The sequence below is a fragment of the Pseudomonas sp. NPDC086278 genome (assembly GCF_050280905.1).
Classification (GTDB): Bacteria; Pseudomonadota; Gammaproteobacteria; order Pseudomonadales; family Pseudomonadaceae; genus Aquipseudomonas.
Genome location: NZ_JBNNWE010000010.1, coordinates 1 through 21891 on the forward strand (window position 1 = coordinate 1; position 21891 = coordinate 21891).

The 21891-nt window shown below is 63.3% G+C and carries 19 protein-coding genes; all 19 read right to left on the bottom strand.

Translation table 11 applies throughout. The features are described from left to right. Positions 1–240 precede the first annotated feature (240 nt). Positions 241–1101 (bottom strand): CsgG/HfaB family protein, encoded by an 861-nt coding sequence (locus ACQKP4_RS04930; RefSeq protein WP_427630962.1) that lies wholly within the window; start codon positions 1099–1101, stop codon positions 241–243. 31 nt (positions 1102–1132) lie between these two features. After that, a complete protein-coding gene (locus tag ACQKP4_RS04935) occupies positions 1133–1552 on the bottom strand; it encodes a curli assembly protein CsgF (RefSeq protein ID WP_427630964.1) in 420 nt (139 codons plus the stop codon). Next, a complete protein-coding gene (gene csgE, locus ACQKP4_RS04940) occupies positions 1549–1941 on the bottom strand; it encodes a curli production assembly/transport protein CsgE (protein WP_427630966.1) in 393 nt (130 codons plus the stop codon). The genes ACQKP4_RS04935 and csgE overlap by 4 nt, the downstream gene beginning before the upstream one ends. Beyond that, positions 1938–2477, bottom strand: a complete 540-nt coding sequence (locus ACQKP4_RS04945; protein WP_427630968.1) for a type II secretion system protein — start codon at positions 2475–2477, stop codon at positions 1938–1940. Before ACQKP4_RS04945 ends, csgE begins: the two co-directional genes overlap by 4 nt. After that, the gene (locus tag ACQKP4_RS04950; protein ID WP_427630969.1) at positions 2452–2826 is read right to left on the bottom strand and encodes a type II secretion system protein; all 375 of its coding nucleotides are present in this window, start codon (positions 2824–2826) and stop codon (positions 2452–2454) included. Before ACQKP4_RS04950 ends, ACQKP4_RS04945 begins: the two co-directional genes overlap by 26 nt. A 4-nt stretch (positions 2827–2830) precedes the next feature. After that, positions 2831–3304, bottom strand: a complete 474-nt coding sequence (locus ACQKP4_RS04955) for a type II secretion system protein (RefSeq protein ID WP_427630971.1) — start codon at positions 3302–3304, stop codon at positions 2831–2833. Positions 3305–3309: 5 nt separating this feature from the next. Then, positions 3310–5133 carry a secretin N-terminal domain-containing protein gene (locus tag ACQKP4_RS04960; RefSeq protein ID WP_427630973.1) on the bottom strand — a complete coding sequence of 608 codons (1824 nt, stop codon included), beginning with the start codon at positions 5131–5133 and terminating at the stop codon, positions 3310–3312. Beyond that, positions 5130–5648, bottom strand: coding sequence for a hypothetical protein (locus ACQKP4_RS04965; protein WP_427630975.1), 519 nt, complete (start codon positions 5646–5648; stop codon positions 5130–5132). The genes ACQKP4_RS04960 and ACQKP4_RS04965 overlap by 4 nt, the downstream gene beginning before the upstream one ends. Continuing rightward, complete coding sequence (locus tag ACQKP4_RS04970) at positions 5648–6196, bottom strand: GspMb/PilO family protein (protein WP_427630976.1); 549 nt, start codon at positions 6194–6196, stop codon at positions 5648–5650. Before ACQKP4_RS04970 ends, ACQKP4_RS04965 begins: the two co-directional genes overlap by 1 nt. Next, positions 6183–6728, bottom strand: coding sequence for a PilN domain-containing protein (locus ACQKP4_RS04975; protein ID WP_427630978.1), 546 nt, complete (start codon positions 6726–6728; stop codon positions 6183–6185). The genes ACQKP4_RS04970 and ACQKP4_RS04975 overlap by 14 nt, the downstream gene beginning before the upstream one ends. 1 nt (position 6729) lies before the next feature. Next, positions 6730–7533 carry a hypothetical protein gene (locus ACQKP4_RS04980; protein WP_427630980.1) on the bottom strand — a complete coding sequence of 268 codons (804 nt, stop codon included), beginning with the start codon at positions 7531–7533 and terminating at the stop codon, positions 6730–6732. Continuing rightward, positions 7514–9220 carry a GspE/PulE family protein gene (locus ACQKP4_RS04985; protein WP_427630982.1) on the bottom strand — a complete coding sequence of 569 codons (1707 nt, stop codon included), beginning with the start codon at positions 9218–9220 and terminating at the stop codon, positions 7514–7516. Before ACQKP4_RS04985 ends, ACQKP4_RS04980 begins: the two co-directional genes overlap by 20 nt. Before the next feature lie 84 nt (positions 9221–9304). Next, a complete protein-coding gene (locus ACQKP4_RS04990) occupies positions 9305–9838 on the bottom strand; it encodes a response regulator (protein ID WP_427630984.1) in 534 nt (177 codons plus the stop codon). Positions 9839–10057: 219 nt separating this feature from the next. Beyond that, positions 10058–11011 carry a foldase protein PrsA gene (locus tag ACQKP4_RS04995; protein WP_427630986.1) on the bottom strand — a complete coding sequence of 318 codons (954 nt, stop codon included), beginning with the start codon at positions 11009–11011 and terminating at the stop codon, positions 10058–10060. Positions 11012–11030: 19 nt separating this feature from the next. After that, positions 11031–12578: an ABC transporter substrate-binding protein gene (locus ACQKP4_RS05000; protein ID WP_427630988.1), complete on the bottom strand. Its 1548-nt coding sequence runs from the start codon at positions 12576–12578 to the stop codon at positions 11031–11033. Positions 12579–12587: 9 nt separating this feature from the next. Then, on the bottom strand, positions 12588–13208 hold the full coding sequence (locus ACQKP4_RS05005; RefSeq protein WP_427630990.1) for an SCO family protein: 621 nt from the start codon (positions 13206–13208) through the stop codon (positions 12588–12590). Continuing rightward, positions 13205–13861, bottom strand: coding sequence for an SCO family protein (locus ACQKP4_RS05010; RefSeq protein WP_427630992.1), 657 nt, complete (start codon positions 13859–13861; stop codon positions 13205–13207). Before ACQKP4_RS05010 ends, ACQKP4_RS05005 begins: the two co-directional genes overlap by 4 nt. 13 nt (positions 13862–13874) lie before the next feature. Further along, positions 13875–15809 carry a YncE family protein gene (locus ACQKP4_RS05015; RefSeq protein ID WP_427630994.1) on the bottom strand — a complete coding sequence of 645 codons (1935 nt, stop codon included), beginning with the start codon at positions 15807–15809 and terminating at the stop codon, positions 13875–13877. A gap of 61 nt (positions 15810–15870) precedes the next feature. Beyond that, entirely contained in the window at positions 15871–21690 is a 5820-nt protein-coding gene (mnxG, locus tag ACQKP4_RS05020) for a manganese-oxidizing multicopper oxidase MnxG (RefSeq protein ID WP_427630996.1), read from the bottom strand. Positions 21691–21891: the final 201 nt, after the last annotated feature.

Consider the following 21891-nt stretch of genomic DNA (forward strand, 5'->3'; position numbering starts at 1 on the left):
ACGCCGAGCCTAAGCGAGGGGCCGGACGCCGGGGCGAGACTTTTTGGTTCCTTTTGTGGCGTTTGACAAAAGGGACTCGCCGTAAGGGCGAAACCCCAAGCCGCCGTTACCGCAGCAACGGATATGTACACCATCAAAAAATCCACCCCGCAAAACAGCCTTCGCGAGCAAGCCCGCTCCCACAGATGAATCGGGCCACACAAAGGAACCAGGTCGGCCCGAAGGCCGCCTCGGCCAAACCTACTCCCCCTCAGGAACAACCTTGTTCTGAGACAAATACCGATCCAGCGTCGCATTGTTATCCGGCGAAGAATTATCCCCCGCCACCTGCCACAAATGCCGCTCAATCCCCTGCGCCAACAAATGCCCCACCGCCGCCTCAATCGCCGACAACACACACAACTGCGCCGGCTCATTCGTCGTATACCCGACCTCAGCCTCAAGCAACTTCTTGAACTCAATAAACTTGAACACCCCGGCACTGCGCGCCACCGAATAAATCGTCTTACTGGTCATCACATTCGCCAACACCTGCCCACTGCGCACATCCACCGCCCGCAAATTCACCGTGACCTGATCCACCCGATACTCCCGAGAAAGATCAATCCCCAGATACCGCGCGCCCTCCCCACCACTGCGCACATTGGTGTCATAAGCGATGATCCCGCCCTCAAGCATCATGTTCGCCGCTTGCAGCGGTGGCAGCTCACCCTGAATGTTCACCGGCGTATTCGGCTTCTTCTGCGAAGCGCGGATGATCTTGCGCTCGGTCAGCAGGTTTTGCAGCCCTTCACGCTCCAGCACCACAAACCAGCCACTGGCCTGCAACGCATCCATCAACATGCTCGCCGCGCCCTGGGTCACGCTGGTCGAAAACGAACTGGCCGGCGTCGGCTTGTATTGCCCGGTCTGATCGCGAAAACCGTACACCACCGCCATCAACCGGCCCTTGGGCCGCGGCATGCTCAACAAGTCGTAATAGGTCGACGCCCGTGGTGTCAGGGTCGGGGTTTCGCTGTCCTGCTCGGCACCCATCGGCTCGCGCAGTCCACAGCCTTGCAACGTTGCCAACATCAGCCCTAGCGCTATTATTTTTTTCATGTCCTTCACTCCCCATCGACCCGAATCCCCGTTACGGGGCCAGGCCATTCACCTGGATTTCCGACACTTCACCGCTCGCGCGATCGGTCACTTCAATGGTCAGTGCACCCGAATCGTCGACCACGTTGACGATGAACGCGTCGGTGGAAAGGCTCCCCGTGTTGCCCGTGGAGATGTTGTCCAGCAATTGCCCCAGCAACCGCGATTGCAACTGACTGGTAAAGCGCTCCAGCGCCGAAGTGCCGGCCACCGTGGTGCGGTTTTTCAGATCGGGGTCGTCGTAGTCGTTTTGCGCCTGGGCGTTGTTCAGCAGCCAGGTGCCGTTCAACGGGTTGCCGCCGAACGAAGGGTTGATCGGCGTGTAGACCAGCTCCGTGGCCTGGACCAGGCTGCAACTGCCCAGCCCGATCAACCAGAGCCCGAGGTGGCGTGAGACTGTGTTGGTTTTCATAGTTCGTCCCTCTCAAGATCGGTTGTGTCCTGCAACAAGGTCTCCAGCTTGCGCTGGACAATCTGCCCGCGAACCCAGTCGGCGGCGTCGTAGGCGTCGTCCTTGAGGTCCACGGTGTTCGGCGGCAGGAAACGCCGATAAACCAGGCGCTGCTGATATTCCACGGTGACCAGGCTGCCCCAGCGCGCCGAAGGTCGTTCGCGCACCACCAGGTTGAAATCCATCGGGCTGGTGGCGCGCAGGCGTTCACTGAACGAGTAGTAAAAGTCGTGGCCGATGTGCGAGATCGTGTCATCGACGATAAAACCGAGCATTTCGTCCTCTTCGCCGGCGCTGGCCAAGGTCGCCACGCACGACAGCATCAACGCGCACAGCCATTGCCGGTTCATGGCTGCAACGCCTGAGGCAATGCCGACTGGCTTTTCGCCGGGCCCGACGCGCCATCGAGGAAGGCCTTCTCGGCGACGAATTGCCAATCCTTGTAGCTGGCCATGCCGGTGAAATCCGACCACTGACTGGGGAAGTCCGTCTGCTTCAACGGTGTGTCGGTCGACGGACTATTGAGGCCGGTGATGCGCCCGTCGAAACCGCGCATCAAGGTCCATTCACCCCCGCCGATCGGGTCCGGGTACAGCTGACGCAGGTGGTGTTTGGGCGTCGGAAAACGCTCGTCCTGCAACAGGTCTTCGAGGTCTTTGGGGTACTGCGCCAGGCCCGGCGAACTGCGGTAGTAACTGCGCAAGGCCTGGGCGTATTGCGTGCCGACCCAGAGCAATTGCCGTTCACGGTCACGGCGCGACGCGGTGGCCCATAACTCGCCGGCACTGGCCAGGCCCATGCCCATCAGCATGATCAGCAACAGCACGCCGAGGTAGGTGAACCCTGCCTCGGTGCCAGGCTTACCACTCGGAATAGAGGCTGCCATCGCGCGCCCTCCCGGTGGCTCCACTTTTGATATCGGCGACCCCGCCCGCCACGCCGTCTGGCGGCGCGACCAGCACCCAGGTGTCTTTGCGCTCGGCAATCGGGTCCATCGGCGAATTGCGCAGGTAACGCTGTTCGACCAGTTGATCGAGGGAATCGGGGTAGTGGCCGGTGTCGCCGTAATAGTGATCGAGCGCTTCACGCATGGCCGACAGGCTCTGGCGCAAGGTGGTTTCTTTCGACGCTTCGAGGCTATTGAAATAGCGCGGCAAGGCAATGGTCATCAGGGTCGCGATGATTGCCATGACCACCATCAGTTCCAGCAGGGTAAAACCCTTTTCCCGGCGCATAAGTTCACCACTCACGGTACGCGATGCCGTTGAGCCCTTTGCCCCGGGCCTTGGAGTAAACGTCGAAGATGTCTTCGCCTTCACGCGGGTTTTGCGCGGTGCTGTCATACGAGCGCAAGCCCCAACCGCCATTGTCGTCACGCTTGACCGAGGTCAACGGGTCGTGGGGCACGCGGCGCAAAAAGTAGAACTTGGCACCCTTGGCGCTGCGCACATCGCGCACGCCGTCCACCAGCACTTGCAGGTTGGGCGGGTAGCCGCTGCTGTTCAGCGATTTCTCGATGTAGCCGGCGTCGAAGGCGCGTTTGTAGGCGTCGATGGCGTCGCGGATCTGGTACAGCGATGCCCGCAGATCCTGCTCTTTGCCCCGGCGCACCACGGTCTCGGTCAGCGGTGCGGCCATGCCGGCCAGCAGGCCGATCAGGGCCAGCGTCACCACGACTTCGATCAGGGTAAAACCGCGCTGCGAGGCGTTCATGATCCCTACTTCCCGACGGTGACAGTGGTGGCAATCGGCGCGCTCATGCCTTCGGTCTGAACCGTGGTGCTCATGGAGCGGTCCGGTGCCTGGATGTGCATGCTGGTTTCGGTGCCGGTCGGGAACTCCATGTCCGACGGGCTCTGGTACGGCAGGTTGCGCACGATCCGTGGCGTGATCGACAGCACCAGTTCCGACTTGCCGACAGTGTCCTTGTTGCTGCCGAACAAGCGGCCCAGCCCCGGAATGTCGCCCAGGCCCGGAATCTTGTTGCCGGTAGCGCCGTGGTCGTTGCGCACCAGGCCGGCGAGGATCTGGGTTTCGCCGTCATGCAGGCGCAGGGTGGTCTGGGCGTTGCGGGTGTCGACCTGAACCGGAATCGTGCCCTGACGGGTCGGTTCCAGCGGCGTGGCGTTACTCACTTCCAGCGCGATCTTGATCGCGACTTCGTTGTTCAGGTGCACGATCGGCTGCACTTCGAGCTTCAGACCGACGTCGAGGTAGGTCACGCTCTCGGTAATCACCGGGCCCTGTGTCGACGGCACCGACGTGGCGCTGATGATCGGCACGCGCTGGCCGATGTGGATGCGCGCCTGTTCGCGGTTGCTGACGCGAATCACCGGGCTGGCCAGGGTGTTGATGTCGTTGTCCTGGGCGTTGATCTTGGCTTGCGGCGACGGCGAGATCGAGATGCGGCTGGAGTCGATGTGCTTCAACTGGTCGAGAATGGTCACCGCCGAACCGTCGGTGTTGATCACGCCGAAGGTGTTCGGCCATTGCAGCCCGAGGTCGAGAATCCGCTGGCGGGCGACTTCCATCACTTCCACTTCCAGCACCACTTCGGGGTTGGACTGGTCTTGGGATTGCAGAAGTTTTTCCGCCATGCGCACCGCGTCTTCGGTGTCGCGCATGGTCAAGGTGTTCAGGCGTTCATCGACGAACACGTCGCGGGTCTTGAGCATGGTTTTGATCATGTTCAGCGCGGTGTTGGAATCAATGCTGGTCAGGTAAAACGTGCGCATCACCAGCTCTTGGTAATCCTTGAGTTTTTGCGGCGAGTCCGGGTAGATCAGCAAGGTGTTTTCGTTCACCACTTTCTGGTGCAACTGATTTTGTTGGAGCAGCAATACCACGGCATCTTCGATGCGCACGTCGCGCACGAAAATCGTGGCTTTCATGTCCGGGCGCAGGTCCTTGTCGAAGATGAAATTCAGACCGGCCACCTGGGACAGCACTTCGAAAATGGTCTTGAGGTTGGCGTCGCGAAACTCCAGGGTCACCGGCCGGTCCAGCCGGGTGCGCAGCTGTGGATACGGCACCACGTTGCGGCTTTGCACCAAACGGATGCTGCCTTGCAACTCCAGCGCACCGTCATTCTTCGGGTCCAGTTCGAGGATCTGTTTGACCTGACGGTCGGCGCCGTAGATGTCGCCGCGCCGCAGGTCGCCACGGGCCAGTTCGAGTTTTTCATCCATGCTGCGCAGGTAGTCGAGTTGGCGCAGCGCGTCCTGGGCACGGCGGTTGTTCGGTTCGATGTTCAACACCCGACCGTAGGCCATGCGCGCCGAAGGAAAGTCACGCCGTGCGCGGTCCATGTCGCCCTCGCTCAATAAATTGGTTACCGCCAGCGCACGTCCGCTATTGAGGGCCAGGTGCAACTCGGTATCGCGAGGGTTTTCGCGCAACCCTTCCTCGATACGCGCCAGGCCGGCCTCGTACTGCCCCGACTCGATCAGCGCCGAGGCTTCCGTGTTCGCGACCTGCGCCGAACTGCACGCGGCCAGCGCGGCGACGATGCAGACGCTCAACAGCAAACGGGATCTGTTCATTGCGTACTCCCCACAGACAAAGTCTGCGACACATGCAAAGGCAGGTAGACAAAGCGGAGTTCCGCGTCGGAAATCCCCTCGATCCGCCAGGTGTCGTCGATCACGTCCCCTTTGCGCACGACGTATATTTTTTCGCCGTTCTGCAAAAACACTTGCAGGTCGGAACGGTCATCCAGCTTGCCGACAAACTGGAACGGCATCGGTGGCACGCTAGGGGCTTGCACCACCGCAATTCGGTTGACGGGTTGTTCCGTGACGCTGGCCAGCACCGGCGCGGCCTTCCAGCTGCGGGCGGCGAACAGGTCGCCAGCCGGGCTGAGATCCTTGATCACCACCGGGGTTTTGCCGGCGAGTGCCGCCGGTTGCGCCGTCGGGGCCAGGCCTTTTGCCGGGGCAGCGGCGACGACCACCGAGGTGTCAGCGTCGTCTGCGCTTTTGAAGTAGTCGGGGCCCCAGGTCAGCGCGGCCGCTACGCCGAAGAACGCCACCCAACCCGCTGCGCGTTTGCTCTTCATCATGACCTCGACAGGTAAAGGGTCATGCGGATCCGCCCGGTCAGGTCGGTGTCGGCGATCTTCTTGCGCTGAAACTCCACGTCCTCCACCACCACCGCTGGCAACTGGCCGAGCAAGGCGTGCAGGAAGCGCCGCAGTTGCGGGTAGCTGCCCCGCACCGGCAGCAGAATCTGATAACGCGCCAAATGGGTTTTCGGGTCGATGCCGAGGGAATATTCACCGCGCGCCAGGGTGATGTGTTCCTGAGTGGCCAGCGCGTAGATCTTGTCGATGGCCACGGTGGCCTGAGGCTGCGACGGCAATTTACTGCGGAAATCGTCGAGCTGACGTTGTGGCACCACCGGGGCGGCGATGCTGCCGTCTTCGACCTTGGCCAGGTACTCGGTGGCTTCGCGGGTGTCCTGGTTGAGTTGTTGCAGCGACTGCCAGTCCGGGAGCAAACCGGCGACGCCGTAGGTCAGCGCCAGCAGCACCATTGCCAGCCCTGCCAGGCCGGGAATTCCGAGGCCTTGCAGGTATTCGTGGACGATCAATCTAGGGATTTGCATCGCCGATCTCCCAACTGGCCGACAGGTTGAATTGCACCGGGTGTTCCGGCACGTTGGCGACGATTTCGTGGCTGAGCAGCGACACATCGGACAGCTCGTCGCTGGCTTCGAGGCGTTGATGAAATTCGAGCATCGCTTCCAGGTCGCGCGCTTCGGCGCTGATCCGCACCTGACCTTTGCGCGCGTCGGGAGTCAGGCTGAGCAAGGCGATGTCATCACGCGGCATCGCTTCGAGCATGGCGAACAAGCGCTCCCAGGGCCGGCGCAGTTGCTGCGAGACTTTGCGCATTTCCGCCAGATTGGCCGCTTGTTCGCGGGTCTCGGCCGGGCTCAGGCTGACCTTGCCGCCCTTGTCGCCCGTCAGCACCCGTTGGGTGGTTTGCAAATGACCTTGCTGTTGCGCCGCCTCGCCACTGAGGTGTTGTTGCACCAGCACGCAACCCAGCGCCAGTACCAGGCCGCCGGCCAGCAGGCTCCAGCCCAGCGGTCCCGAGCGGCGGCGCGGTTGGAAGTCGAGCATCAAGGCGCGCATCTCAGGCCACCGCCCGGGACATCACGTACAGGCCATCGCGCACCGGGGCCCGGTCCTCTTCAAGGGTGCGTAATTGCACGCCCGGCACATCCGGCTGCGAGTCGAGGCGCGCCGGCGCGTGCAGATACAAGTTCAGTGGCCGTTCGCTGGACGACGCCTGCAACTGGCGTTCGCGACCGATCAGCGCGGTCAGCGCCGCATCGCTGTCACCGCAGCCCACCGAACGCACGGACGCCCAGCGCCCTTCCCGTGCGAGCAGCAAGACACTGCGCACCGGCTCGGCGACCACGAACAGGAAGTCGCCGCCGTCGAAGCTTTTGTCGAAATGATTGAACGCCGCCATCAGGTACGGCTGCACCGAGCGCAACTTCAGGCCGCGACCGCTGACCAGCGTGCGCAAACGGTCAAGCAGATCCTGCGGCAGTGCGGCGGCGATCCGGTCGTAACCGGCCGGTTCCGCCGACAGCACCATGCTCCAGGGCTGGGTCGGCGCGCCGTACAAGTCTTCGAAGCACAGCTGGGCAAACCCGAGCAATTCGCCAGGGCTGCTGATCTGCTCGCTCCACGGCACCAGGCAAAAACGGCTGAAGTGCCCGGAGACGACCACGCTCAATTGCGCGCCGGCCGAGGCGTGCTCGCCCAGCAAGCGGTCGAGGGTTTCGAGGGCGACGGCCCAGGCGTGGAAGCCTTCGTCGATAAACCCGACGCTGCCCAGCCACAGGGTCTCGCTGCCACGACGCTGGCCGAGGCCGACACCGCTGGCGCCGAGGACGGCGACAAAACGATCACGAGACAAAAGTGACACGATTGATCTCCTCGAGCGTGGTCCGCCCCTCTGCGACCAGTTCCAGTGCCGACTCGCGCAGCAGGCGCAAGCCACGGGCACAGGCCAGGGCTTTGATTTTTGAAATGGGTTGGCGCTCGACGATCATCTGCCGCAGTTCATCGTCCAGTTGCAGCAGTTCGGCAATCGCGGTGCGCCCGCGATAGCCGGTGCCCCGGCAATTGCCGCAGCCCTTGCCGTGCACAAAGCGGTAGTGATCGACCTGCCGCGGATCGAGCCCGGACAGGCGCAATTCGTCGTCGCTCGGGTGGTGGGGGGCGCTGCAACTGGCGCACACCAGACGAATCAACCGTTGCGCCAGCACCGCGTTGAGCGCGGACACCAAGCTGTACGGGTCGATTTCCATTTGCGTGAAGCGGCTGATCACGTCGAACACGTTGTTGGCGTGAATGGTGGTGAACACCAGGTGCCCGGTGAGCGCCGATTGCACGGCGATCTGTGCGGTGTCGGGGTCACGGATTTCACCGACCATGATTTTGTCCGGGTCGTGGCGCAGGATCGAGCGCAAACCCCGGGCGAAGGTCAGGCCTTTCTTTTCATTCACAGGAATTTGCAGCACGCCCGGCAGCTGATATTCGACCGGGTCTTCGATGGTGATGATCTTGTCCACGCCGTGGTTGATCTCGGTGATCATCGCGTACAGCGTGGTGGTCTTGCCGCTGCCGGTGGGGCCGGTCACCAGCACCATGCCGTAGGGCTCGGCGGCCAGCCGGCGCAACTGGTGCAGGGTTTCGTCTTCAAAGCCCAGCGCCTGTAGCTGCACGCCGCTGACCTTGTCCGCCAGATCCTGTTTGTCGAGCACCCGCAGCACCGCGTCTTCGCCAAAAATGCTCGGCATGATCGACACCCGGAAGTCGATCTGCCGACCACTGATGCCGATCTTGAAACGACCGTCCTGGGGCACGCGTTTTTCGCCGATATCAAGTTCGGCCATGACTTTGACCCGGGAAATCACCTGCTCGGCGAACTCGTTGCCCTGGATCTTGCTGATGTTGTTGAGCACGCCGTCGATGCGGTACTTGATCACCAGGCCGCTGCCGGTGGTGCCCAGATGAATGTCGCTGGCGTGCATTTTCAGCGCGTCGTACAGGGTCGAGTTGACCAGTTTGACGACCACGCTCGCGTCTTCGCTGATGCTGGTCAGCGACAGGCTTTGCAGGGTGTCGATTTCGACATTGGCGTCGGCCTGGGCGTTGAGCGATTCCACCGCGTGGAAGCTTTCTTCGTGGCGCGCCAGGTAGGCTTTCAGGTCGTCGGCATGCACCAGATACAGCGGCGCGCCGTGCAGGCAGTCGTCGATCCAGGCCAGGCGCGAGGTGTCGAAGGGATCGGCGAACACGCCAATGACCGCATCCTCGTGGCGCAGCAGGATGAATTCGCGCTTGAGGCATTGGGCCAGGGTGACCCGGTCGAACACCGGGGTGGCTTGAAACAGCGTGTCGGTGTCGAGCACCGGATAATGCAGGGTCGCGCCGAGGCACTGGATGAAGGGCATGGGGGCCAGTTCGCACAACACGCCGAGGGCATCGAGCACCCGTTCGCCGGAGGTGGCGGCACGGGAGCGAGCCTGGGCCAGTTGCTCACTGGAAAAACGAGACGGTACGCAGTCCAACAGCGCCGGTTCTACGGCTAGGGATAGACGGTCCATGGCTTGCTCTCCAACGCCGGGGGCTTTGAGCCCTGTCGACGCGGCGAGCAATTACGGCGTGTACCGGAACGGCTTGTCGCGCCTTTACTCCCCGGTGAGCAATTGTCCGTCGTCTGGTGCCATGGAAGCCGAAGATCGTCGGCGGTCCGCCAGCACCCAACTGCCGTCGTACAACTGCAGCGGGAAACTCTCGATCCTGCTCTGGCGTCGTTCGACGAAGCCTTCGGAGGTGCTCACGCCTGCCTTGGGTTCGCGCTCCATCCCTAAAAGGTCACAGACTGCACGGGCCAGTTCCGCCAGGGGAAACGGTTTGAACAGGATGTGGCTGACGCCAAGTTGCCGGGCCCGCTCACAGACTTCAGCGGTTGGATGCCCTGTAATCAGCACAAAATGGCAATTCCTGTTCTGTTGGCGGACCGCGTCGAGAACGTCGAAACCTTCCATATCGGGCAAGCGGTAATCGAACACCATCACATCGGGCGCATAACCCTCGGCGTCGCCGATGGCCTTGGCCCCTTCGTGAGCTATCCGGACTTCCAGCCCTTGCGCCGCCAGATAATCCTGGAGGTTGTGTGCAAGCAGCTGTTCGTCTTCAACAACCAGTACTTTGTTTAACAAGGTGGACTCCTTGAAACCACAGGTCCGAAATTCGTGCCTGGGAGTACGCGCCTCAATCAGGCTAACGCACACTTCATGCCAGGCTGAGCGCCGGTTTTTGACCGTTGCACGTGTTTGATTTCCATGACAAAACCTTTTCGCCCAGAAACCCCGTCCCCCAAAGGCGGGGAAGCGCACGGATTTGCCCTGAAGCTTTCCCCACAATTGGGGGGTGAAGCCTCAGTCATCATCAATCCGCTCGATTCGATTGCTCGATCGCAGTTGCGCCAGGGCCTGAAGACGAGCCTGGGCTTGTTGCTGTCGGGCAAGGTACGCCCGAACCATTTCAAGCCCCTGCATTTCTGTGACATCGCTGGCCTCCAAGTGGTTCGTCTGGACAATCAAGTGCCAGCCCAGCGGTGTGCGTACCGGTGAACTGACGACGCCCGGTGCCAGGGCAAACGCTGCCGCATCGAACTCGGGCATCATGCGCCCGCGAGGGAAGTACCCCAGATCCCCGCCCTCGCTGGCGGTCGCGTCTTCGGAACCGGCCCGGGCGACGCTGGCAAAGTCTTCGCCCTGGCTGATTTTCACGCGCATCTCCTCTAAGCGTAGTCGCGCTGCTTCAACTGTGGCGGCATCGGCCCCTTGAGGCACTTTGACCAGGATATGCCGGGCCTGAATCTGCTCGGGTTGACGCATCTCTTCACGGTGCTCCTCGAAGAACGCGCGGACCTGTTGTTCATCCGGCTCATTGACCCGGGTCAGTTCGGCAAACACTTGCTGGGCGGCGAGTTCGCGACGGGTGTACTCGGCGTAGGCGGCCTCGTCGAAACCGGCGTCTTGCAGGCGCCGGATGAACACTTCAGCACCGCCCATGGCCTGGCGGGTCTGCTCGACCTGGCTCTGCACCGTTTCGTCGCTGATCACCACGCCGCGCTTGACGGCTTCCTGCCACAGCAACTCCTTGTCGATCAACGCCGTGAGCGCCGCCTGCCGCAGCTGCTTGTAGGCCTTGGGATTACGGATGCTGCCCACCGCGCGGCCCTGATCTTCGAGGAATTCAGCGAAATAGCGCTCCAGGCGAAACTCGGAAATTTCCTCGCCATTGACCCGCGCGGCGGCCGGGCCATTACTCGCGAACGCCACGGGCACCCACAGCGTCAGCAGGATCAGCAGAGTCTTGAGCGTCATGATCGAGGCCTCCATTTATTCAAGGGGTCGCAGCAATCGGTTTGTAAGGGGCGACCAGGTAAAAGCGCTGGTCCGGCAGATCCACAGTCACCACATGGGCGCCGCTCAGACCCAGGCGCCGGCCCGGGCCGAAGCTGATCAGTGGCGTCAGCCCGGTGTCGAAATCGTGCAAGCCTTCGAGTGCGCTGATCAGCTTCTCGCGGCTGGCGTCGCGCCCGGCCTGCTTCATGCCTTCGCTGAGCAGCAGCATCGAACTGAACGCGCCCACTTGCAGCACCGCGTGCTGACCGCCGAGGCCCTGATGCTCGCGCAACTGGGTCAGCGCCAGACGGCCAGCCAGCGTCCAGTCACTGGGCACGAATGGATAAGCCAGAAACACTCGCCGGGAAAAACCACTGGGCACCTGCAACAGATCGCCGGCCACCTGATTCGACGCGGCGAACAGGTAAGGCACCTGCCCCGCCGCTTGCAAGCGTTCGGCGAGGCGACTGAACCCGCCGCCGCTGCCCAGATAAAACACCGACCGCGAGCCCAGCGGCAGTTGGTCTTGCGCCGAGTCGTAGGCGTGCAGCGCGACGTTCTGCCAGCCGTGATCTCGCAGGTACTGGCCGAGGTTTTGCGCCATCTGGCGCTGGCCGGGCTCGTCCGGAAAAGTAATCAACGTCGGCCCTTGCAGCACCCGCAAGCTGGCGGTGGCGTAATCGGCGAGCGCGATCATCTGCTCGCGCAGCCCCGGCAGCGGTTCGAAAATCTGCCGACCGGTTTGCGCGGCGCCCAGCGCCAGCGGCCCGATCAGCGGCACCCCGGCCTGCTCCAGCCGCGCCGCCAGATCCGCATCCAGCGCCGGGGCCAGTGGCGCAATCAGCGCGAACACTTGCTCCTGGGTAAGCAACCGTTCCAGCGCCTGCTCGGCACTGGCGCGGTCCGGGCCCGGATCGACAATGGTCAGGCGCAGTTGCCGGCCATGAATCCCGCCCGCCTCGTTGATCTGCGCCACGCTGCCGTTCAGTACTGCCGCCACCGTCGCGCCCTCCTCCGCCAACGGTCCCTGACTCGGCAATAGAGTCCCCAGTTGCAGGGTGTCGTCGGTGAGGCCGGGATCGCGATCATCGGCCAGACGCTTCAGATACGCGGTGAGGTTGCGCTGATCGTTCATCGACAACACGAAGCGCGGCATGGCTGGGTCGAGCCGGTTATTACCCGGATCGCGTCCCTCCTGAATCACCCGCGCCAACGTGCCTTCGGTGTACGCCGGGTACTGGCGGCCATTGATCTGCTGCTGACCGTAGGTGCTGGTGAGCCGCGACCAGTTCAGGTCCGGCGGCCGCACCCCGCCTTCGGGTCGGCCCTGGCCATCGGCGCCGTGGCAATTGGCGCACGGCAGGCTGCTGGCCGGCAGCAACATGTCCGCCACGCCGATCCGCGCCATGATCGGCTCACCGCTGCTGGACACGCCCTCGCGATACAGCCGTTTGCCGGCGCTTTCGCTGGGGTTCAGCGGTAACGCCTGGGCGGCGAGGCTCACGCCGCACAGCAGAATCAGGCTGATGACCAGGGACGTGTTCATGGCGTGCGCTCAACGGCCGGCCACGGGCATTGTCAGCAACTGCAAGCGCTGGGCAATGGCGGCGGGCGGTGCATCGGGACGGATTTTGCTCCAGCGTTTGTTGGCCACGTCGCCCACGATCAACTGTGTTGAATGCTGCTCGGGGGTCGGCACGATCTGGCCGATGCGCCCCAGTACAAGGTCCATTTGCACCTTGTCGCCAGTAAGAAAAAGCCAGTGGGGCCCATCAACGCCCTGCTTCAAGGTGTAAGCCTTGAGTACCGCCGGGGTATCGCGCAGCGGATCACTGGTAAGGGAGATAAAAGTGATGCCGTCGGCCTTGTCGCCCAGCAGCTCACGCACTTCCTTGAGCTTGCGGGTGATCAGCGGGCAGGCGTCATTGCAACTGGTGAAAATCACGTTCAGCAGCACCACGCGGTTGTGCAGCGCGTCGCTGTAGAAGCGCAAGGTCTGGCCGTTCTGGTCTTGCAACGGCGTGTCGGTGAACCAGGTTTTCGCGTCGTGGGTGCCGCTCGCCGGTTGCGCGGCCGCCACCGCCGGCACGGGCGCCGCGTGGTCTTCATGGGCCAGCGCAATCAAGCTGAACAGACAAAAACACATGGTCAGGATGATCAACGGGAGGGCTTTCATGGCTGTTGCTCCATGGCAATGGCAGTGTGCTTGGCGTGGGCATTGCGCTGGCCGCTGAGTTTTTCCACTTCGCGGGTCAGCACGGCCGGGTCGGTGAAGCCGTAATAACGCGTCCAGTGCCGACTGTTGCCGTCGCCGACCAGAATCAGCGGTTGATGGTTTTTGAAGTCGCCGCTGAAGGTGCCGAGGCCCTTGAGGGTTTCGTTGATCGATTGCGCAGTGCCGGTCAGCCAGCTCCAGCCCGGACCTTTCTGGAAGTTGCGCGCGTAGTCGTTCAGACGCCGGGCGTCGTCGCGTTGCGGGTCGATGCTGATCGACACCAGTTGCACCTCGCTGCCGACCCGCGCCCCGAGCTGTTTCTGTACCTTGCCCATGATCGACGACACCACCGGGCACACCGTGGTGCAACTGGTGTAGATGAAGCTCATGACCACAATCTTGTTGGTCACCAAGTCTTTTTCGAGACGCACCGGTTTGCCGTTCTGGTCCACCAGCGCGACGTCGGCGAATTTGACCTGGGCGCTTTCCGAGGTAGCGCTTTTGGCGGGCATGTCGTGCCCGGCATGCTCGTCCGTCGAGTGCGCCAGGGCTTGGCCGATGCCGAGCGCCAACAGGCAGAACGTCAGCAGGCCACGGTGTGCGAATCGGTTCATGTCGATTTCCTCTTCATTGGACGTCGCCGGGCAACACCCGAACGCTGGCAAAGGTCTTGTCATCGAAACTCGCGCCGAGGGACGCCGCACGCACGTGCAGGTACCAGGCGCCGTGCTGGTCGAGGCTCACCGGGGCTTCATAAATGCCGTTGCCGACTTCCAGCGCGGCGACTTGCTGCGCCCGTGACGTCGGCGCGCGGAAGTAGCGCACCTGCACGTCTTTCACGCCGCTGCGCTGCGCCTTGTGCTGGCCCTGGACGATACGGAAACGCACGGTGTACGGACTGCCGAGAGTCGCCGTCGCCTTGTCGAGCATGAATTCCACTGTCGGCACGCCGGGACGTGGATCGAGAGTGGTGTCGGGCTCAACCTGCGCGGTGAAGCAATGGATGATGTTCGGCTGGTTGAGCAGGAACGCCACGTCGAAACGCCCCGCCGCCGGCAGCTTGATACGCGCGCTGTACAGCCCCGGCTGGACCTCGCGCAGGCTGCGGTCGATGACCATCGCCGCCCGCGCCACTTGCCCGCGATTGGGGTAACCGGACATCGGCGCGTTCATGCCTTCGGCGTAGAAGTAGGTGGTGTTGTCCACCGGGTTGACCACGAACACCGCGTTGTCATCGCGCGACACCGCGAGGCTCGACGCCAGCGGCAAATCGCCGGCCAGCCGTGGCATCTGCGGCCCGGCTTCGAAGCCCTGGCTGATCGGCATGCGACCTGCGCCGAGGGACGACAGGTTGATCATGGTGACTTTGGCCGAGGCCAGGCCGCGCACGTAGGCGTAAGCCTTGGTGAACACCACTTGGTAGGGTTCGGCGGCGACGTCCAGTTCATGGATCATCGAGTCGGTGGCGGCGTCGATCACCGCCGCCTGGTTTTCCAGAGTGTTGAGGACCACGCCAAAACGCCCGTCCGCGCTGAAGCCCATCGGGCCCAGGCCTTGCTTGAGCTTGATCACCCGGCGCACGGCCAGGCTGCTGCTGTCGACCACGGTCACCGTGCCGTCCTCACCGTCGGCCACGTACACCGCCCGCGACAGTGGCGAGTACGCCACCGACAGTGGGTGAGTGCCGGTTTTCAGTTGCTTGCTGATGGTCAGGCTGGCGATATCGATGATGCTCAGCGTGCCGTCGTCGCGGTTGCTGACGAAGGCATGGCGGCTGTCCTTGCTGAAGGCGATTTCGTGGTGGCCGCCGCCCGTGGCCAGGTGTTTGAGCGGCTTGAGGCTGGCGGTGTCGATCACCGTGACCCCGGACTCTTCGGCCTTCGACGCGTTATTGCCGACCCACAGCAGGCGCTCGTCCGGTTGCAGGGCCACGCGCACCGGCTGGTTGCCGGCGGCGACCGAGCCGAGCAACTTGAATTGCGCGCTGTCGATCACCGCGACTTCATTGGCGGTCGGCATCGACACGAACACCCGTTTATTGTCCTTGGGCGTCACCCAATCCATCGGCGCTTGCTTGAGGTCGATCCGCGCCATGGTGCTGGTGATGCCGCCCACCGATACCGACGGATCGACCACCGAGACGCTGGCGTCACGGTTCATCACCAGCAGGAAATAGCTGTTGAGGTCGAGCAGCGGCCGCGCGCCGATGCTCGATTTGAGGAACACCCCGACCCGTGACTTGCAGCTCCGGTCACGGCCCTGGGCCTGGTCGGCGGCGAGGGTTTGCGGGTCGAGCCAGGCGCCGGGATTGACCCCGGACAAGGGCTGGCCGGAAGCGCTGTCAGTGACCCGGAACTGCACGTCGGCAAACCCGCCTTCGCGCAGCACGCCGTCCTCGGCCAGCGGCTTGACGTCGAATGTGATCGACACGCCATCGCGGGACAGCTGCTGGCCAGCGGCCGCGCCCACCGTGTCCGGTGGCGCGGTGCGCCAGACGCCGAGGGCAATCAGCGCCACCGCGACGGCCAGCGCGCACGCGCTGATTTTGATGATCCTGTTCATGACAACACTCTCCTTCAGATCTCGGATCGCCTCAGGGGGTGCCATCCCCCCATCCCTGGCGTTACGGCGCCGGGGCCGGTTCGGGTTCGTTGGTTACGCGCAGCAACCCCCACAGCCCGGCGGTGTTGCCGAACGAGGCGTTGTCGCGGAACAGGTAGTCCCCAGGAATCGCATTCACTCCCCCGGCGCTCGGGTGCATGGAGCTGTAGTGCGCCGCTGGCAACAGGCTTTCCCGGGCACCGACGTACATCGACATCGGGTTAAGGCCAAACCGCACCGAACCCACGCCCGGCGAACCCATCGGGTAGCCACCGGTGTCGCTCTTCTCCGACAGGAACGGGTTGACCGACCACAGGTGGCCATCGAGCTGGAACGTCGAGCCGCGACTGCCACCGGACGGCATCAACGTGTGCAGCCGGAACGGTTGACCCGGTTTCGCGTAGAGCACCGGCGTCTGCGGATCGCCGCCCACCAGCGCGTTGCTGTAGGCCATGTGCGCATTGGGTACGTCGCCATAACCATGGCCATCGGCGCGGCCGAACGGCGCATCCGGGGCCAGGCCGAAGCGATACCACAGCGGTTCGGCCTTGTAGTTGATGGCCATGCCGGCGTTGTCTTTCGGGTCGTTGGGCACGCCGTTGCCTTCCGAGGCAATGCCTTCCACCGGCCGACCGTTGGCCCAGCGCAGGTTCAGGGCTTTTTGCCAGACCAGCGCAAAGTCGCGGTAAGCGGTCAGCCCCGGCGCCGTGACCGTCGCCGACACTTTGCGGGCATCGTCGGCCCAGGTCGCGCCAATCGGCAGGATGCTCATCGCCCCGCCCAGGCCTTTTTGCGGCTGCTTGATCACGTCCGCCGGCGTGATGTTCAACCCGCCGAACTCCACCGCCGTGGCGTTGATGTTGTCGACGCTGCGGCCCACTTGCGACACCGGTTTGCCTTCGCGCTCCAGGTGCCCGGCGTAGTACTGATACGTGCGGGTCGGGTACGCGCCGCTGTTGCCGACGCGCGGTGGCACGGTCTGGATCGGGTTGGCGCCGACGTTGGTGCCATCGGATTTGGTGATGTCGTACGCCAGCAGTTGCGCATGCAACCCCACGTGACTGGACGGGCGCAGCAAGTTGTTGTTGAAGGTGGTCGAGCCTTGGCCGTCGTTGCGATCACGTTTGGCCAGGCCCTGCAGGATCGCGGTCTGGGCCAGGTCCGGCATCACGCTCGGCAAGCGGTTTTCCAGGGTGATGTTGATGCAGTCACCCGCCGCCGCACGCAGCACCAGCGGTTCGACAGGCACACCGGGCTTGAGCTTGCCGGTGGCGGTGTCGAGATCGGACTTGCGCACATACAGGATCGCGGTCGGGTCATGCAACGGCCCGCTTTGGCCACCGATGGTGAAGGTTTCACCATCCTCGGGGTCGGTCACCGTGACCTGTGGAATGCTCACCGCTCGCGAGTTGAACACCAGGGTGCCGCCCGCCGGATTCAGCGGCCCGCCGACATGCTGACCCAACCCCGCCGGGTCGCCGATGGCCAGGCCCAGTGGGTTGGCGAGGATGTCGTTGGCCAGCGCCGCCACCACTTCATAGTTGCGTTGCACCGTCGGCCGGGTGCCGATGCCGTTGGGGTTGGCGCTGATCCGTGGGCAGGTGCCGTCGAACGCCACGGTGTTGCGCATGCCGGCCGGTTTCGGGTTGTTCGGCAGTGCGAACAGATCGTTGCGTTGCGCGGTGTAGTTGCGCATCACGCCCCAGATACCGTTCCAGTAGCCTTCGATGGAAGCGTCCATCGAGTACAGGTAGTCACCCGTGGTGGCCGCTGAACTGGAGAGCATCGACACCGGCGCAATAAAGCCCATCTGCTCGGAGATCCCGACCATCTGCGACGCGCGCCAGCCCGAGTTGGAGCTGTTGCCGTAACCGGAACCGCTTTGCAGCCACTTCACGCCGTGCAGGGTCACGTTGTGTTCTTCTTCATGCCCCCCGGCGTGTACCCGCAGCCGCACATTGTCACCGGTGTAGGTACGCAGCATCGGCGTGAACGGATCACCGGGTTCCGCGCCGCCACGGTTGATGTGCGGCGGGAACAACGTGGTGCCGCCAGTGGGGCCGGTGGCCGAGGTGATCAGGTTCGGTGCCAGGTTCAGCGCCGGGATCGCGCGGTCGGTGCGGCTGTGCATGGCGTACGCGAGGTCGCCGCCGAGACCATCGGCCTGCATGCCGCGCTTGCCGTCCGGGCCGACCTTGTTCGGGTCGAACACCCGCAGGGCCAGCGGCTCGTTGCGGTAATTGACGACGAACATGCCCGGGTCATCGACCGAGATCGCCTGTGGGCATGGCCGGCTCGGGCAACCGGGCTTGACCCCGCCGCGCAACTCGACCACGGCTTCGAGCAAGGTGCTGGTGTTGTCCCGCACCGGCGGGTTGATCGCGTAGCGGAAGCTGTCAGCCGTGGCCGGGAACGCCTGCGGGTCCGGCACTCCATTCGGGCCGGCGCCCACATACACCCCGGCTTCATAGGCGTGCTGAAAGTCGCTGTATTCGAGGAAGAATTCGCGGAAGCTGTCGTTCTTGCCGTCGCCGTCCAGGTCACCGGTGGACACCACCGCTTGCCATGAAGTCGGGCCGCCGTCCTGGCGCGCGCCGCTGTACAACGGTTCGCCGGTTTCGGCATGGAACCAGGTCGAACCGGCCGGTTCCGCGAGTACCGTGGCGTACAGGCCAATCTGTTGGTGCGTCGATGGACCGAGGTGGTCATGGGTGAAAATCGTCCCCAGCCCACGGTCGATACCTTTGGTGTTCACCACCGGGTCGACAAACCAGCGCTGCATCGCCGTCCGTGCACCGAGCCAGTCCGCCCGGCCAAACTGGCCGAAGTACGGGTGATTTTTGGCTTTCGGGCACGCCGGGGTACCGTCACGCGGATCGGTGCCTTCGCATTGGTTGAACTCACGAATGGCGTGGATGCGCTCGACCACGGCGCCGGGGGAAAGCACGCCGTCTTCGTAGTTCCAGCCGTTGGACGAGCCGTCGGCCGACACCAGATCCCATTTCGGCAAGTGAATGTGCTGGCCGATCACGTCGGTCGGCGTACGCACCTGGTAATCGTCCATTTCATAGGTGGCCGGCACCAGGTTGGTTTGCTGGTATTGCACGCAGTCGAAGGTGTTCATGCGCATCACCAGCGGTTCCGGCGGACGCTGCTTGGTGATCACCGGCCAGGCGTCTTCCCACAGCGCAAGAATGCGCGCCTGCGGGAAGTGGTAGCCGACCTTGTTGTACACCGCGTCGAACTGGATATTCGCCGCTTTGTAGATCCGCGGACGGTCGGCGGTGAAGCTCGATGAGCCGGTAAAGGACATGCCGTCGACCCGCTCGCCGCTGGCGAACTCACCCGTGCCGGCGCTGGCGGTCAGGCGTTTTTGCCGGTCATCCATGCACGGTTCGTAGTACGGCGCGCCGGCGATCGGCAATGCGCCGTTGGTGCGGAAGTTACGCGCGACAATCTGATTGCCGGGCAGCAACGCAAAGCTGGGGTGATCCTTTTTCGCGTGGAAGGCCATGGCCGCCTGTTCGACTTCGGTGCCCTCTTCCGGCATGTAAATCGGTTTGGCCCGCGTGACTTCCTTGGAGAAATCCAGCGAGGTGGTAACGGTGCGCGCCGCGCCACCGGAGGAGAAACCGTCCAGCGAATGCCGGCCCAGCCCGCCGTCCCAACCACCGGATTGAGCCGGATCGAGATTGGCCCACAAGCTGTTGCCGCTGCCTTTCAAGGCTTGGGCCTTGGCCGCGTCGAGCATGTCCAGCGGCGGTGTTGGCGGGCGTTGGCCAACGGAACTTTCCATGCCGCCGATCCAGAATGGATAACCGGGGTTTTTCAGACTGCCGTCGGCATTGCGGTTGGCTTCGCTGCGATCCACCAATGCCAGAGAACCGATGGCTTGCGTGGCACCGCCCTGATGCTCGCCGTCGTCGTCATCGTCGTTGCCCGCCACCTGCGTTTCACCGATTTTCGGCACCACGGCAACTTTGCCCGGCATCGGCGCCATGGCTTTGCCCGGCAGCGGCACGACAGCAGGAATGGGTGTCCCGGCGATGATCTCGCCATCCGGCAAGGCCCGCGCGCCGGCGGCCGGTTTGCCGCTGCGCAGGGCGTACGGTTCGCTGTGGAAGCCGTCGGCGCCCTGTTGCGATACCTCGAGTCTGGTGCCTTCTTCAAACACATCGTGCACCCGCCACATGCTCCACATGCCTTGGGCGAAGTGCGGGTAGAAGTGGCAGTGATAGATCGCATCGCCCGCCACCCGGTTTCGGTTGCCCGAACCACCGTTGGCAATTTCATAGGTGTAGCCGGCACCCGGACCGATGCCCTGGGCGTCCAGATAATCGGTGTTGTCGTCGTTGGGGTTGTACAGCCACTGATGACCGTGCAGGTGAAAGATGTGGTGCTCGTAACCGTTGTGCGTGTTGCGGAATTTGACGAAGTCACCGATGTAGCTGTGGTTGACGTTGGACGGTTCGGACGGGTACAGCGCCATGGTCGCTTTCACCCCGACCTGATCGGCGCGCGGGGTTTCGCCGGGACGAATGTTTTCCAGGCCGGTGTTGGCCGGCACGTCCACCAGCATCGCCACATCGCCGACGGTGTGCGAACTGAGAAAAAATTCCTCATAGGCGCAGGACAGACAGTCGTGCATCGGCCCCACGCCCAAGCGGTTGGCGAGCACCTCGGCGCCCATGCCACCGGAGCCATAGTTGATCATGAACGAGTCGCGGGTCGGCTCCAGCACATGGCCCATCACCGGGTCCGCAAAGTAGGCGGGAAAGGCCTGGGTCACCGCCGTCTCATCCTGGAACTGCGCGGCGAAATCGCGGAACGGCTCCAACCGGTTGGGCAATGCCGGGTTGCGTTTGCCCATGGCTTCCAGCGGATAGGTCGCGGGCGGGAAACTGCCGTCGGCGTTGCTGCCCATGACGATGGCATCACTCTCGCCAGAAATGATTTCCGAGCCATCCACCATGCCGATGATGGGCAGGCCGGCCTTGCCTTCACGGATCCACGGCTCGCGCTGCGGGTAGCGCGCCTGGTAATCGACAATCGGCTGACCGGCCGGCGTGCGACCGGTGCTGGCCAGGCGCATCTCTTCTTCGGTCACCGTGTTGCGATAGGTGCGGCCGCCCTTGGGCACTACCACCACTTGGGCGAAAAGACCGTTGGCGTTGTTGCCCGCCGCGCCTTCACCGCCGAAAGTGGCGCCACGGCTGCTGACGTCAAACGCGCCTTCGCGCTCGGCGTACAAGGTGTAGGAGCGCGTCGCACCGGGAGCGATCAAACTGTTGGCGTTGCGGCCGGTAAAGGATGCGATGTCATCGATACTGTTGACCGCTTGCAGGCCGTTGACCTGGAACCCGACATGACGGTCGGCCACCTGCTCATCGGCCTTGAAGCCTTCACCGCCACCGCCGCCAATACCTTCTGCCCCACCCTCTTCCTCGCCTTCATCGTCATTCTCGAAGTGATTGTTCGGGTTGGCCTGATACGCCAGCAGGTTTTGCAGGTTGATGGCCAGGCAATCGCCGGCCGCCACGCGCAGCACCAACGGCCGCGGACGCTTGTCGGGCCGCAGCGACACCTTGCCCGGCACGGCAGCGCCGCCCTGGGCCAGGGACAGGTTATGGTCGTCGACCACATCGCGGCGCAGGGCGAACATCATGCCGTTGACGTTCTGCGCGCCGAGGCGGTTGAACATCAGCGGCTGGTCCAGCGCCACGACGTTCGCCACCAGAGTTCGTTCGCAGCGCGCAGCGGCTTCGGCCAGCTCGATGCCGAACAGCGGCGCGAAAAACAGCAACAGATTAACCAAGTGATGAACGTGGGGTATGCCGGTCATGATCACGGTCCTCGCTGTGGATGCTCACAGGAATAATTCTCGACAAATGCCCTTGAGCAATCTGCATGCCATAAATAATTCTGTTTATTTTCAGCTAGTTATGAGAACGAGTTGATAAGCCGGGGGATATTCCCCACCCATTCCCCACTTTCCCGCCGGGGCCACCATGCCCCCAATGTTGGGGGCGATCTGCCGTGGGTG